Source organism: Lysinibacillus sphaericus (genome assembly GCF_000600105.1).
Classification (GTDB): domain Bacteria; phylum Bacillota; class Bacilli; order Bacillales_A; family Planococcaceae; genus Lysinibacillus; species Lysinibacillus sphaericus.
The window spans coordinates 1,409,029-1,424,533 of the sequence record NZ_CP006837.1 but is presented as its reverse complement, the minus strand read 5'-3'; the positions used below and the strand labels follow the sequence as shown (position 1 = coordinate 1,424,533).

Genomic DNA, 15,505 nt, shown 5'->3' with positions numbered 1-15,505 from the left:
ACATTTGGATAAAAATATAATATATTTTTTGATAATGTTCTCAAAATGATAACATTTGTTTAGTCTTTCTACATATCATTTCTTCAATATAGGAGGCTCGTAGATGCGTAATAAAGCAGAGGTTTTAATGCATCCTGTGAGAATGAAAATTTTACAAGCGCTGATGCATAATACAGACGAAGGCTTAAGTACCTTAGAGATGATTTCTGTTATTAAAGATGTACCGCAAGCTACTTTATATCGCCACATTCAAATATTAATGGATGAAAGCATCATTAAAATTGTGAAGGAGCGAAAAGTACGTTCTGTAACGGAAAAATTTTATGCATTAAATGAAGATGCTGCAAAAATAAGTAAGGAGGATTGGTCAATACTAACGAAAAAGCAAAAACTCAACTATATTTCGTACTATCAATTAGCTCTACTATCTCAGTATCAAAATTATTTAAACTTATGTGAAGAAGATGAACATATCGTAGATTCTGCAACTTTTTCATTACTGGACTTATCCTTAACGAAAGAACAGTTTAACCACTTTCAAAATGATTTGAACGATTTATTAACGAGATACTATAATATGTGCGATTCAAGCCATACAACGGAAACAAAAACAATCGCAGTAAATATTATTCCAAAATCGTAAGTAACAACACAGGATTTAATTTGTAAGGAAATGGAGAAGATTTATGAAAAAAAGCAAGTCACTTGAAAATATACGAAAATTTATCATGATTATTACAGGGGCAATCATCGCAGCGTATGGACTTGAAGCTGTATTAATACCAAACAATGTGATTGATGGTGGCGTTACAGGTCTTAGTATTATGGGTGCCCATTTATTTGAAATTCCATTAGGCGTGCTACTCTTTGTATTAAATATTCCGTTTATCTATATTGGCTACAAACAAGTAGGAAAAACATTTGCATTAATGAGCTGTGCTGGGATTGCTGCGTTATCGATTTCCACAGTTCTATTACATGACGTTAAAACGATTTTAGGACCGAATGATCCTTTATTAATTGTTTTATCTGGTGGTATGTTACTTGGAATTGGGATAGGAATTGTTTTACGTAATGGTGGTGCTTTAGATGGCTCTGAAGTATTAGCCGTACTACTATCACGTAAAATACCGTTTTCAGTCGGAGATATTATATTATTTATCAATGCCTTTATTTTCTTAGGGGCAAGCTTTATTTTCGGATTAGAGAGTGCTTTATATTCCGCTTTAACGTACTATATTGCGAAAAATGTTATTGATATTATTCAAGTTGGTTTAGAAAAATCTAAAGACGTCCGTGTTGTCAGTGCAAAATCTGAGGAAATTGGGGATGCCATTCAAGCTCGTTTAGGGCGTGGCGTTACTTATACACAAGGGCGTGGCGGGTTTTCAAACGAACCAACTGAAATATTAAACTGTGTTATTAACCGTATGGAAGAAAATAAGTTGGTATCCATTATTAAAGACATAGATAGCAGTGCGTTTGTCGTCATTTCTGATGTTTCAGAAGTGCGCGGTGGCAATTTCAAAAAACGCGATATTCACTAATACAAAAAGTAAGCAAGTGCATCTCTTGCTTACTTTTTATTTGTTGTTTTCCCTGTAATCAAGATCCTGGGTGCAACTACAGAAAAGAATGACATCTGGCGTTGGTCTAAAGGCTCTTTCAAGACAATTTCAACTAAAAAAGCTATAATAATAATAATTCTTATACTTGTGACTTTACATTTTGAAGGAGAACTTAATGGACTTATTTATAGCAAGTGATCGCCAATTGCCAATTCGTTATTATGTAAATGAAGCTATTTGGATTCGCCGTGGCTGTTTTTCGCCACCCCAATTAACTTTGCCTTTTTTTGTGGAGGTAGAAATTAAAAATAACGACAATTTGCCAATTATTACACAGTATATCCGAGAATTTCAATGTCAATATAAGTATACAGAGATGCAAATTCTAATAAAGGACAACGTTATATTTACTGAAATGCAAGATATGCTCACTAAACAGCTATTGAGTAATCATCTGATTTCTATCCACCCACTCTTATTAAAGTAGGCATTTTCTTACTGCTTTCATATTATAAAGATTACATAAATAATGGACATAAGCTTCAATCTAAATTTTGTAAGCTCATGGTCATTAAAGAAAAGATGAAAAAGGCTTGATAACCAGTAAATGGATATTTTTGTTTTGATCAACACGATTTTCTTTATGGCTGACTTCAATTGACTCTTCTATATTCGCTCTAGCATTACTTGTTTAGCTAAAACCTTGGTTTACCACCATTCTTGATTCAGTTTGTTGGAAGCACGCCATTAATGTAAAAAGGTTTTCTCACTCCTCCATTTAACAAACTACCATCTCGCTAGAAAGCTTAAAAACATCAAATAATCCTACTTTAAATAGGCATACATTTGCACTTAAAAGAATAGAAACCTAGTAGAGAGTTTAGTTCAAGAAAAATAAAGTGAGGTGTAGAAGTAATGCTAGAAATAAGTGATGCAAAAGAGTTGGTACTCGGAGTTGTGCAGCATGATCCATTGTTTGTCGTACTACAACATACACCATTAGTAGAAACACTTTATGGTGATGCCTATTTAACACATATCCATGAAAAAGAATATTATAGCATTTCAGAAGTCGCAGGTTGGTTTGAAATAACAGATGCTATGCTGCGTTATTATATCAAACCTTTCGATCAGTATATTTTTGATAGCGCCTCTTATCATCAAACCACTAATATTCGCTTAGACCTCCCTGCTATTTTACGACTTCGCATGATTCTACTTTTGAAGGATGAATACCGTGTTAAAGGTCTAAAACTACTGCTAGGTATTGATGACAGTCATCAGCAGATTAAACATCAAATTACTGCCACTACTCTTGATTTTACGGATAATTTAGCCCACAAAGTCGATGTATTAGGTAGTGTCCTTCAGCAAATGATACAAACTGGTTTATTTCATATGGAACCAGATGAAAAGCAAGGGACATTAAACATTACGATTAATCAAGATTTTTTAGCGCAAAATCTACAAGAGCTCTCTTCCGAATCAAGCCGCCAAATAGAGGAAATTCAAAATGAAACAGCCGAATTGAAACATCTAAATGAAAATCTCCAAAAGCAAATGGTAGAGTTACAAGAAGGTAGTGTCAAAGATATCGTCAAAAAAATCCGTGAGCGTCATATTGAAAACGAAATCGTGTCCACTTTACGCACAGAGGCACTACAGCAATACTCTATGGAGAATAAGTCAGGGTTTTTCGCAAAAATTTTTAAATCCTCGCAAATTGAAATGGAAAAAGAACAATTTGTTGTTGGCTATATTTCACAACATTTAGAAGAACGCTTGGAAACAGCACTAAATAAATATTACAGTACCTGATTTTTTTTACGTGCCTGTCACTCAAACAATTCTGAAAATTTCGAGTGACTGGCACTAATCACTAATAAAAAGGTGTGTACGAATGAATACGTTAATGGAAGTTCAAAACATTTCTAAACAATATAAAACAAAGAAAGTTTTAGATAACATTTCATTCTCCATTTATGGAGAGGAAATTGTCGCACTTGTAGGGAAGAATGGTTGTGGTAAAAGTACGCTACTAAAAATTATTGGAGGTATCGTCGATTCAGATAGTGGCGCAGTTACTAGTCATGTACAATCTTTAAAAATTGGGTACGTCCCCGAAATTACTCCTCCACATGTACTCTTTACGCCCGAAGAGTATCTTTTTCATATGGGTAAAATAAGTGGTGTACCTCGTAAGCCATTACAACAAAAAATAAATCAATTACTTGAGCTATTCAATATGCAAGAGGTTCGGTCGACACGAATTACTCATTTTTCAAAAGGCATGAAGCAAAAGATTATGATTATGCAGGCAATGCTTGAAGAAACACATCTTCTAATTTTGGATGAACCTTTATCTGGACTTGATCCTCGTGCCCAAAATGAATTAGAAAACACCCTTTTGTCTTTAAAAGAGAATGGATATAGTATTATATTAACCTGTCACGAAACCAAATTATTAGAAAACCTAGTGGATCGGATTTTATTAATGGAAGGCGGCCAAGTGGTACAACTGGAATCATTTACAGACGCTTCTAACCAAAACAATCTAATAGTGTTTGAGTTACCCAGCGACCAATCACTTGATACAGTACTTTCCTTTATCCAAATCAAACAAATGCGCACATTAAATAATGGCAATCAAGAGCTAACTGTAACGGTAAACAGTGGAGATACAGACAAAACCCTTTTGGCCTTACTTCAACACGAAGCTACCATTAAACAGCTTATGCCTCTAAATTCAAAGAAGGAACAATTTCATAGTCATTTCTAGGAGGCTTATTAAATACATGATAAGTTTATTACACTATCAATTTAGTAATTATATAAGAACTTATAAATACATTCCCCCTTTTTTCATTTTCATTTTATGTACGGTAGTCAACTATGCATTTGTACCAAATCCAATATTGGACAGTTACTCATTTACTTCGACTCTTCTATTTTTACTAATGGGATGGTTTACAGTAACAATATTTCATGCGGAGGACGAGGGACAAAAAGTCATTACTATACTACATGCTAAAGGGCAAAATGTGTATTTTGTTACGCTTTATTTGATTTGTTTTGTAATTGGCTTTTGTCTAAGCTGTGTGTCAGTGTTGTACCCTATAATAATTGGTGCATTTGGTGAACGACCAAGTTTATGGCATATCATATTGGGTTTCCTAGCTCATTTTAGCCTTTCTATGCTTGCTATTGCACTCTCTGCCATCTTCACAAGGGAACTAGTCAAGAATAAACAAAATTCTTGGTGGGGTGTACTTAGTATCTTAATTATTTCTTTAGCTATCGCCTCTTTAAAAAGCGTTATTTTACAAGTAAAGGGTCTATTATGGCTCTTACCTCCAGTACATCTTTCTTTAGAAATGATGAGTTCAGATGATAGCATCAACGTAATACCAGCCATTTTTTATTGGCAATATATTTGGATTTTTATTTATAGTATTTTAGTAATATGGTTATACTTTTTTATGTTGAATCGAAAAAGGAAAATGTAAGAAGTGCCTGGCACCCAAACAATTGTGAAAATTTCGAGTGCCCGGCACCTAAAGTTTTAATCAAGTAATTCTTTTAACTGGTTAATTTCAGTAATTGTTAGCTCTGTTAATTCTGCGATTGTTTCAATATTGGTTTCTCTCTTCAATAACTTTAACGCAATTTCCTTCTGCACCTTTTTTTCTCCGTGTTTAATGCCTTGTTCTATACCCTGTTCTATACCTTGTTCTATGCCTTGTTCTATTCCTTTCAATAGTCCTTCTTGCTCAGCTATATATTTTGTATCTTCTAGCTTCGCCGCCTCATCAAGGATATATTTCAAACGAGATTGATATGCATAATAATCTTCAGGGGACTGACTTAAATCATGCCAAACATTCATAGCATTGAATAACTCCTCATCTTTCATGGCAAGCTCCTCCAATTCTAAATAAATTTCTTCATAGACTTTCTGTTTACGTCCATCAACCATTCCCAGTAGCATTAACCATCTATCCAAGACATTTTTAAAAGAATCCAATTGTTTTGCATACCATTGCTGTATAAATCGATTAATATCGATAAAATGTATTTCAAGTACGTCATCCATTTTCAAATTATCTTGATTATCATAAAGTTGAAAAATAGAATGATAATTTTTTGTGTGTTCAAATAACGTAAAATTACAAATATTTATAGTAATTGTCGGTCGTAATTTATGATACCCCATCCCTTTACGCAGTTGCGAAGTATAAATTCTTGACCAATAGTACAGTGTTCGTTTCATCATATCGTATTGATTGGTTAATTGAATTTCAACATTAACAAATAACTCATCTTGTGTTTTCACTAAAATATCCAAGCGAGATTGCTTATCATCTACATGTTCACTACCAAATTCTTGACTTATAAAAGTAACTTCTTTAATAGCATTTCTCCCTGTACGATTTAATAAAGCATTCAGGAATACTATAGTAATAGCCTTATTTTTATCCGTACCAAATAATTGTTTAAAAGCATAATCTACTTTTAAATCTATAAATTTTTCAAGTGGGATTTTACGAAAAGTATTTACACTCATGCGCATTACTCCAATTGATTTACCACAATTATAACATTTTTTTGATTTAGAAAAAAACGAAAAAGGTGCCTGACACTTGAAGGATTCTGGTGACAGGCACTCAAACAATTCAGAATATTTCGGGTGTCAGGCACCCTTAACTGGCACCCTTAACTAATGATTAGATTGGATGTTTAAATTGGCTATCTTCTCTTGTTGTTTTAACACGATCCACTTACCGCATAACATTACAATTAGCCCTAGCAATACAATGCTGCCTGCAAAAATGAGTGCTGCCTTGTAGCTGCTAAAAATGACCACAAGTTGTCCAGCTATAATTGGCCCGATAATTTGTCCAAACGCATAGAACGTTGTCAACAATGACACGACTGGACCACTTTGTGTTGGAAATAGCTGTCTAGCATAGGCAGTTGTTAGCGTAACAATACCGACGAATGTTAAACCAAATAAAAATGAAGACAATAGCACACTCCATACTGTTTGTGAAAATACCGGCAACAAAATCCCTAGCACTTGTAGTATGTAAGCCACAAATAAAATTTTTATTGCAGAAAACTTCTCTAATAGTACTGTCCAAACTGGAGCAGATGGAATAGCCGCTACACCAACAATGACCCAACTATAAGAGGAATATGCTTGGAGCGATGGAATGTTGTGAATAATATCCACTAAAAATGTACCTGTTATAATATACCCAAGCCCCTCAAACCCATATGCCGCAATTAGCCAAGGCATAAAACCCCGCGACATTTTTGCATCTGCCGTTTTCGTTACTTTCACGCTATCGTGTACTTGTAAATTTCTCCATAATAGAAATGTAATCACTAAAAATAGTGCGGATAAAATGCCTAAGCCAATCCAAGTACCTTGCCAAGCAAAACGTGCTTCAATAAAAGGTACGAATAAACCTGAAATGGCAATACCAAGCCCTATACCACTAAATAAATAGCCTGACCACTTTGTGAGCGTTTGTTTGGCCAAATAATCCATAATAATACTAGAAGTTAAAACAAAAATAAGTCCCCCTGTAATACCTGCAATTAATCGTAGAACAAGCCAAACACTATAGAGCTCAATTAGCCCCATAAGCACAACAGAAATGACATTTAATACCACACTCAACAGTAAAAAATGTTTCCGCTGTCGGTAAATAAATCCCGCCCATAATGCCCCAATAAAATAACCAATATAATTACTAGATGCTAAAAAGCCTGCAACCTCAAATGAAAAGCCAACATCCTCCCGCATAAACGGCAAAATCGGCGTAAATGCAAAACGGCTAATCCCCATCGCTACAACTAGTAAAAGTACTCCCCCAAATAAAATACCAATGTGTTGACGATTCATCGCATCCTCTCCCCCTTTGTTAATAAAAGGATACTGAATGCTCATTAATAAAGCAATTAAATTTATAAATTTTACCAATATTCAAAATAATAAAGGGAGGTATACAAAAAAGACCCAAGCATTAACACTTGAGTCGTCGATTAAGCGATTCATTTAATAATTAGCTTTTAAACTAATAACAAGTAATACTATTAGCAAAAAAATACCAACACACACACCCATAATTAGGCTTAGTTTCTTACTAAGCATGTCCTTTCAATCCCCTCCTTTTGAGCATTTCCTGAAAATCTTATATATCCCCTATCTATTCCGAATTTCCCACAATTAACTATGATAATAATTCTCATTTATAGTTTATATAGAAATTATTAATTTGCCAAGCCTCATTTTTTCACTATATTCTACATCAGGCAAAAAGTAAAAATATTCGTTTTTTCGTAGACTTCACAGTTTTTTTATCCTATAATATTCCCTGCTGATAACAAAATACGAACATTGAGGTGTAAACTATGTTTAAATATACGCAAATTTTTAAAGGGACTGCTTTTTCAAGTAAGTCTTCAAAAGAAGTACAAATTTTACAAGACTACCTGTTTTGTATTAACGCGGACGGAATAATCGAAAAAACGATTGCGCCAGAACATCCTGACTATCAAACAGTACTACATACATATAAAGGGAAAGAAAATTTCTACCAATTAACTGATGGCCAGTATTTCTTCCCAGGCTTTGTCGATTTGCATGTCCATGCACCACAATGGGCTCAAGCCGGTACTGCTCTAGATATCCCCCTATATGACTGGCTCAACACCTATACCTTCCCTATCGAATCGAAGTTCTCGGACTTAGCATTTGCGAAAGAGGTCTATGAAGATTTAGTAAGTACCCTTCTTGCCAATGGCACAACAACATCGTTGTACTTTGCAACAGTTCATAAGGAAGCAAGCCTATTATTAGCTGAAATCTGTGCTACAAAAGGACAACGTGGTCTTGTTGGGAAAGTTGTCATGGATGACCCTGAACAAAACCCTGCATTTTATCGAGATGCAAATACGGCAACAGCATTAGCGGATACAGAAGAGTTTATTTTAGCTGTTAAAGAATTAGCGAAATCTACCAAGCAAGGCGTATATCCTGTTGTAACACCTCGCTTTATTCCAAGTTGTACAGATAGTGCTTTAAAAGGTTTAGGTGAATTGGCAGCTAAGTATGATACACATATTCAATCTCATTGTAGTGAAAGTGACTGGGAGCATAGGTACGTGCAAGACCGCTTCAACAAAAATGATGCCTACGCTTTACATGATTTTGGTCTATTAGGTGATAAGTCTGTTATGGCACATTGTAATTTCTTAAACGATGAAGATGCCACACTATTTGCTGAAACTGGTACTGCTATCGGCCATTGTCCAATTTCAAATGCTTATTTTGCTAACAGCGTTATTCCCATTGCCCGCTTCCATGCAAAAGGTGTAGATATTGGTTTAGGCTCAGACATTTCAGGTGGCTTCTCACCTAGTCTTTTTGATAATGCAAGACAGGCGGTAATGTCATCTAGAATGTTGGAAGATGGTGTGAATACAGCACTTTCTGCAGACAAACGTGGCGTGCCAAATTCGCGCATTACTATCAACGAAGCATTCTATTTAGCAACAGCTGGCGGTGGTGAAAGTTTAAGTCTTCCAATTGGTCGCTTACAAGAAAACTATACGTGGGATGTTCAAGTAATCGATACAAAAGTAGCATCTGCTAAACTACCAATCTTTGATAACAAAGAAGAACTGATTGATATCTTCCAAAAAATCATGTATCTAGTACGTCCTGAAAATATTCGAGAAGTATGGGTGCAAGGCATTAAAGTGCACGAAAGAACAGAATAATCTAACGCAAACAGTGGTCTCCCCTTCTCTGTAGCAACAGATGGAGGTCACTAAGTCGTTTTATTTATAAACTTAACATTTGAGGTGGGCATCTTAGTGGAAACGCAAAAAAACAATTTAGCAAACAGTAATACCGCACATTTAACCGTTTTACCCGATGACAAAGTACCATTCGGTCAATCCGCTCTTCTAGGTTTACAACATGTAATGGCCATGGACGTCTATGTCGTACCTTTCCTAATTGCGATGTTAATAGGCATGCAATCAGGACAAGCAAGTGCTTTAATACAATCAACATTTATCGCAGCAGGGATTGCGACGATTGTCCAAAGCCATTTCTGCATGAAGCTTCCAATCGCACAAGGACCCTCGTATGTACCATTAGGAGCGATAGTTGGTATCTATGCCGCAAGTGGCAGTGGCGAACTTGGTTGGAGCGCTGTACTGGGTGCAAGCCTGATTGGGGCCATTTTTGTCATCATTTTAGGTTATACAGGTATTTTCAACAAAATCGTTAAAACATTTATTCCCCCAATTGTAGGCGGTACAATTATTTTCGTCGTTGGCTTATCCCTTATGCCCGTTGGTTTAAGTAGTAATATTTTTGAAGGCGCTGGTGCTACGATTAGCCAAAACATATACTTGGCGCTTATTTCAGCTACCGTATTAATTGGCTGCGTAATGTTAGGCTCTATATTCCGTCAAAAAGGTCGAGTATTTCGTATTGCCTCCGTTATTATCGCGTTGCTTATCGGTTGTGTCGCTGCAAATATTATGGGTATTTTAGATTTATCGGCTGTTGGAAAAGCAAATTGGTTTAGCTTACCGCAATTGCCTTTTGTAGATTACGGCTTTACATTTAACTTTTCAGCTATTTTAACAATGGTGATTATCTATATTGTCTTAATGGCTGAAACGACGGGTACATGGTTTGCTGTAAGTAATGTAATTGATAAACCATTGACAGATAGACAAATTAATCGTGGGGTAATTGGTGAGGGTATTGGCTGTTTCATCGCCTCATTACTCGGTTCTACGCCGGTAACTGGCTATTCAACAAATGCAGGGGTTATTTCCATCACAGGTATTGCAAGCCGTCGTATCTTTATTGTTGCAGGTTTTTGGTTTATTTTGTTCGGTTTTTCCGGTAAATTGGCTGCCTTAATCTCTGCCATTCCCTCAGCAGTGATCGGTGGCGTCTTTGTCATCGTCTGTGGCATTATCGCCATTAGCGGGTTACAGGTAATGAAAAATGAACATATTGGCGAAAAAGAAATGTACGTCATTGCTGTTCCTGTTATCTTAACATTAGCGTTAACACTATTACCAAAAGATTTCTTATATGCTTTACCTACAACGGTACAATATTTATTCGGCTCTCCAATAGCAACAGCTGCGCTCGTTGCCATTATGTTAAATAAAGTATTACCAAATGTTAAATAGGTAAGGTTTGGAGACTGTAGATAAAGAGAATTTATCTACAGTCTTTTTGTCTTAAGTGAATCCTATAATATAAAGGCAAAAAAGTACAAACTTTATAGAAAGGATAAAGATATTGGCAAAACAACAAAAGTCATTACAAATAGTTACAAATAAAAAAAGCCATAACACCTCAAGCACTTGAGGTATTATGGCTTTTTATGTTGTCTCTTTTGTCATTTTCTCAAATTCACATAAATCAATCCATTTTTGAATAGACGCTATGACTTCCTGAAATGCTAAGCCATTTGGTGTTAATGCATATTCTACCTTTTTTATCGATGAATCAATGTATTTCTTTTCAATTAATCCTGCATTAACAAGCTCATTTAAACGTTCTGTTAGTAAACGATCAGAAATGCCGGGTATTGTGGCATGAATTTCATGATACCTTTTTGGACCAGGCAACAAAGTATAAATAATCATTCCCATCCAACGTTTCCCTATAAACTCTATTGCCTGATGATAACTACTACATATATGTGAACAGTTTGATTGTGTCATCTCATAACCTCCTGTCTGTAATTCCTTATTCTATTGTAGCACACAAAATATTTTTTATTTGACGAATAAACTTACTAATGGTAAGATTCTAATCATCAACTTACCATTAGTAAGTTTTAAGGAGGACATTATGTCAGCAACTAAAACACAAACCAATCTATATACAATTATGGAAGAGCGTAAATCCGTTCGCGTCTATGATCCAGCTTTTAAAATTCCACAAGTAGAGCTTGAAGCAATTATTCAAGAGGCTACTAGCGCTCCGTCATCTAGTAACTTGCAACCATGGAGATTCCTAGTCATTCAAGACGAAGCTGTAAAAACAGAACTACGTGCTATTGCCAATAACCAAGAACAAGTTGAAACATCTTCAGCTATTATTGCAGTGTTAGGCAATGCCGAAATGTATCAGCAAGTTGAACAAATTTACACGCAAAATGTAGCAGAAGGGCATATGGGTGAAGCACAGAAAGATTTAATGATTACGAATACTCTACGTACTTACCCAGCTGCACCACTTGAAGTCAGAAAAAATATTGCAACATTTGATGCAGGTCTTATCTCAATGCAACTAATGCTGATTGCGAAAGAAAAAGGTTATGATACGGTGACAATGGGCGGATTTGATAAAGAGAAATTTGCACAACGTTTTGAATTACCGGAGAATATTTTCCCTGTTGTTCTTATTGCCATCGGGAAAGCAGCAGCACCTGCTTATGGTTCATCGCGTTTACCATTAAAAGACATTGCTCGTTTTATTTAATTCAGTAATAATCTGTTGGCTAACAGGTAAGAGAAAAAGTGTTAGATTGACTGCATCAATCTAACACTTTTTTGCTCGTTGTATCATTTGTTTATGTATTCTAAGCAAGAGTTGTCCCTTAAAACACTCTTCTTTTTAGTGATGTCCTAGCCTTTTCGTGTTTTCCTATAATCCCTATTTAAGTTGTTGCAAAATTCTCATTTCTTTTTTGCTATACTAGAGAAAGAAAGTAGGGATGACTATGATTTATGATGTAATTATTGTGGGTGCTGGTTCAATGGGAATGGCGGCTGGTTATTATTTAGCGAAGGCAGGAAAAAACGTCCTTATGCTCGATGCTTTTGATCCACCACATGAAGAGGGCAGCCATCATGGCGAAACAAGAATTATTCGTTTTGCTTACGGTGAAGGAGCGAGTTATGTCCCTTTCGTGCTACGCGCTGGACAACTATGGAAAGAGCTTGAAGCGGAAACAAGTGAATCTTTATTTTTACAAACAGGTGTGATGAATGTTGGTCAATCAGATCATACCTTTCTTCAAAATGTTAGAACAAGCGCGAAACTATACGATTTACCTTTAGAACAGTATACAGCCGCCGAAGCGATGGAAAAATGGCCTGGATTAGCATTGCCTGAGGATTTAGTAGTGTGCTATGAACCAACTGCAGGTGTATTGCATGTAGAAGCCTGTATCGCTGCCTATAAAAAGTTAGCATTAGCACAAGGTGCCATTTTACATACAAATGAAAAGGTCCACGCTATTAAGACCGAAGACATTGTACAAATACATACAAAAAATGGGCTATATGAGGCAAGAAACCTCATTGTCACAGCAGGTGCTTGGGCATCGGAATTGCTCCAAACCATGAACCTTTCATATCCTATTACACCAACACGCAAAACATTTGCTTGGTTTGAAGCAGACGAACAGCTTTATCGTGACACTACTTTCCCCGCCTACTGTTTCGAATTTGCTGATTCTGCCTATTATGGTTTTCCAAGCATTCATGGGGCAGGCTTGAAACTAGGTCGCCATGATGGTGGTGAGCCTATCGACCCTAATGAGCCAATGCGTCCATTCGATAATCAGGATGCTGCTGATTTACAACATTTTCTCAATCGCTTTATGCCACAACATGGTGCACTTGCATTCGGCAAAACATGTAAATATTCTGTGACACCTGATGAACACTTTATCATTGATTTTTTACCTAATCATCGCAATATTGTCATTGCTGCAGGATTTTCTGGTCATGGCTTCAAATTTAGTAGCGCAGTTGGCGAAGTATTAACAGAACTTATATTAAATGGTACAAGCAAGCAAGATTTATCACTTTTTCAGCTTAATCGCTTTGCCTAAATCATAACAACCAAGAGAAATATTACGTTCTCTTGGTTGCTTTATTGTTGTATAACATTACATCCAATAGGCTAACGAACGTTTTTTCATGGACGTACGATATTGTTTTGTGGAAATTGGTAACACTTGATTTGTTTTGTAATCCATAATAACGCCATAGCGACGTACAACGTCCATTTGATTGATTTCACCTGTATTGTACATACGCTCCACTTCATAGGGGTCTGTTTCAAGCCATTGTTGACGATTTTTTCGAATATACGCTCGCTCTTTCACGGTAGCTGCCATATCAATTTCAAATGCATCAATATCACGATCAATTTCACGGATAACAACGCCATAATCAAGTTTCGCACGTTCAAGCGAAACATATTCATCGATGACATCCTCTAAAACTGCGTTGACATCACGCTCAAGAGGGTCCCCTAATCCTCCCCCGCCAGCAGATGGACGTGTAAAGGAGTCTCCCTTTTTCAATGCGACATTAGAAAAAATGGTACCCAAAAATTCCTCACCAGCTTGATTTGGGTTTAAAATCGCGCCTTGTGCAATGGATGGTAAGCCGCCCATAATGCCCCACGTAATAGAACGAGAACGGTCACAACAATATGACATCACGGTGTTGTTTATATCTGTTAATAACCCACCTTTTTCAACACCACAACCACCGCGATATTTCCCTGGACCTGCTGAATCTGTAATAATCTCATGTTTTGTCGTTAGTACAGGAGACAAGCGCTCTTGCCCTTCACACGGTTGGACACTTAAGCCGACCCCAAATACAGGTGATGTCGTATTTGCGCCATCGCGATCCACACGCCCACCATGTCCTCCTGCCATCCAGTCATACCACATAAAATACCCATTATTATTTTGTCGTTGATCGTAGCCACCAATTAACAAATACTCTAGGTTAAATGAACAAGCAATTGCACGTTCAGGCATGATGTTTGACCATAACTCAAAACATGCATTCATTATCTTTTCAAAAGAACCTGAGCAATAGCCAGATACCGCAATAGGACTCGGCGCATTGACAACAGTATTTTCGGGCAAATGTATTTTGACAACTCGATAGAAACCTGAATTTAATGGAATTTCCGGAAAGAATGTTTTCGTTCCTGCATAAATACCAGAAAGTGCCGAACCGAATCCAGCATTTAAAAAGCAACTTATAGCAGGGTGTGACCCACTTAAATCATAGAAAATTTCATCTTCACGAATTGTCATTTTCACATGCACTGGTATTAAGCCATCCCCTAGCTCTGGGTCCATATCAATATAATCGACTGTTTCCCATTGTCCTTTTGGTAAGGCTTTAATCTTTGCACTCGTCAAACGTTCTACATAATTTTGTACCTCTTCAAATGCTAGTAAAACCGTATCGATACCATATTTGTTAATCATCTCATTCAATTGTTTTTCGCCAATTTTAGCCGCTTCTACTTGTGAACGTAAATCGCCAATTCGTTCCTCGGGAATACGCATATTCATCACGATAATATTCACAACATCTGCTAAATACTGACCTTTACTATAAATGCGTACAGGGGGTATTCGTAAACCCTCTCCATAATGTTCCTTTGCTGTAATATCAAAAGAACCTGGATTAGAACCACCTACATCTGCCCAATGACCGTTTGTTTGCATCAGGGCAATCAGCTTATCGCCATGGAAAACAGGTAGTATAACCCGAACATCGCTAAAATGCGTGCCCCCCCGATATGGATCATTTACTAAAAATACGTCACCAGGGTGAATATCATTTGCAAAATCCTCTAAAACCGCTTTCGCTGTTAGATGTAAAGTACCGACATGTACCGAAATATCTTGTGTTCCCTGCATAACTGTATTTCCTTGTGCGTCACATAATGCACAACTAAAATCCCGATTATAAATAACAAAAGAATAGCAAGTACGCAGCATTTGTTCAGCCATTTGATCGACTAAATTTACAAAGCCATTTTTCAACACTTCAAATGTTACTGGATCCAGATTTTTAATTTGATTATTTAGGAACAATCCTGTAGTACTCATAGA

14 protein-coding genes are annotated in these 15,505 nt (G+C 36.4%); 10 read left to right on the top strand and 4 right to left on the bottom strand.

Translation table 11 applies throughout. The features are described 5' to 3' along the window. Positions 1-103 precede the first annotated feature (103 nt). The 6 genes from T479_RS06490 to T479_RS06465 all read left to right on the top strand — a co-directional run bounded on the left by T479_RS06490 (position 104) and on the right by T479_RS06465 (position 5,074). Positions 104-643 (top strand): helix-turn-helix domain-containing protein, encoded by a 540-nt coding sequence (locus T479_RS06490; RefSeq protein WP_025218969.1) that lies wholly within the window; start codon positions 104-106, stop codon positions 641-643. 43 nt (positions 644-686) lie between these two features. Next, on the top strand, positions 687-1,547 hold the full coding sequence (locus T479_RS06485; protein WP_024364791.1) for a YitT family protein: 861 nt from the start codon (positions 687-689) through the stop codon (positions 1,545-1,547). A 196-nt stretch (positions 1,548-1,743) separates the two neighbouring features. Continuing rightward, on the top strand, positions 1,744-2,055 hold the full coding sequence (locus tag T479_RS06480) for a hypothetical protein (RefSeq protein WP_024364790.1): 312 nt from the start codon (positions 1,744-1,746) through the stop codon (positions 2,053-2,055). Positions 2,056-2,483: 428 nt separating this feature from the next. Further along, positions 2,484-3,386 carry a hypothetical protein gene (locus T479_RS06475; RefSeq protein ID WP_025218968.1) on the top strand — a complete coding sequence of 301 codons (903 nt, stop codon included), beginning with the start codon at positions 2,484-2,486 and terminating at the stop codon, positions 3,384-3,386. Between the two features lie 82 nt (positions 3,387-3,468). Next, on the top strand, positions 3,469-4,347 hold the full coding sequence (locus T479_RS06470; protein WP_024364788.1) for an ABC transporter ATP-binding protein: 879 nt from the start codon (positions 3,469-3,471) through the stop codon (positions 4,345-4,347). Between the two features lie 16 nt (positions 4,348-4,363). Next, a complete protein-coding gene (locus T479_RS06465) occupies positions 4,364-5,074 on the top strand; it encodes a hypothetical protein (protein ID WP_025218967.1) in 711 nt (236 codons plus the stop codon). A gap of 56 nt (positions 5,075-5,130) precedes the next feature. Here T479_RS06465 and T479_RS06460 read toward each other — a convergent pair whose 3' ends face one another. Together T479_RS06460 and T479_RS06455 are read right to left on the bottom strand one after the other, a co-directional pair. After that, positions 5,131-6,132: an Rpn family recombination-promoting nuclease/putative transposase gene (locus T479_RS06460; protein WP_025218966.1), complete on the bottom strand. Its 1,002-nt coding sequence runs from the start codon at positions 6,130-6,132 to the stop codon at positions 5,131-5,133. Positions 6,133-6,285: 153 nt separating this feature from the next. Next, on the bottom strand, positions 6,286-7,479 hold the full coding sequence (locus T479_RS06455; protein ID WP_025218965.1) for a YbfB/YjiJ family MFS transporter: 1,194 nt from the start codon (positions 7,477-7,479) through the stop codon (positions 6,286-6,288). A 509-nt stretch (positions 7,480-7,988) separates the two neighbouring features. Here T479_RS06455 and guaD point away from each other — a divergent pair. Together guaD and T479_RS06445 are read left to right on the top strand one after the other, a co-directional pair. Then, the gene (guaD, locus tag T479_RS06450; protein ID WP_025218964.1) at positions 7,989-9,359 is read left to right on the top strand and encodes a guanine deaminase; all 1,371 of its coding nucleotides are present in this window, start codon (positions 7,989-7,991) and stop codon (positions 9,357-9,359) included. A 96-nt stretch (positions 9,360-9,455) separates the two neighbouring features. Continuing rightward, positions 9,456-10,802, top strand: a complete 1,347-nt coding sequence (locus tag T479_RS06445) for a uracil-xanthine permease family protein (protein WP_025218963.1) — start codon at positions 9,456-9,458, stop codon at positions 10,800-10,802. Positions 10,803-10,997: 195 nt separating this feature from the next. Here T479_RS06445 and T479_RS06440 read toward each other — a convergent pair whose 3' ends face one another. Further along, a complete protein-coding gene (locus tag T479_RS06440) occupies positions 10,998-11,342 on the bottom strand; it encodes a winged helix-turn-helix transcriptional regulator (protein WP_024361405.1) in 345 nt (114 codons plus the stop codon). Positions 11,343-11,472: 130 nt separating this feature from the next. Here T479_RS06440 and T479_RS06435 point away from each other — a divergent pair, with 130 nt between their 5' ends. Further along, a complete protein-coding gene (locus T479_RS06435; RefSeq protein ID WP_025218962.1) occupies positions 11,473-12,105 on the top strand; it encodes a nitroreductase family protein in 633 nt (210 codons plus the stop codon). Between the two features lie 241 nt (positions 12,106-12,346). After that, positions 12,347-13,465 (top strand): N-methyl-L-tryptophan oxidase, encoded by a 1,119-nt coding sequence (gene solA, locus T479_RS06430; protein ID WP_025218961.1) that lies wholly within the window; start codon positions 12,347-12,349, stop codon positions 13,463-13,465. Positions 13,466-13,522: 57 nt separating this feature from the next. Here the strand turns inward: solA and T479_RS06425 are convergent, their stop codons facing one another. After that, complete coding sequence (locus T479_RS06425) at positions 13,523-15,502, bottom strand: hydantoinase B/oxoprolinase family protein (RefSeq protein ID WP_025218960.1); 1,980 nt, start codon at positions 15,500-15,502, stop codon at positions 13,523-13,525. Positions 15,503-15,505 lie beyond the last annotated feature (3 nt).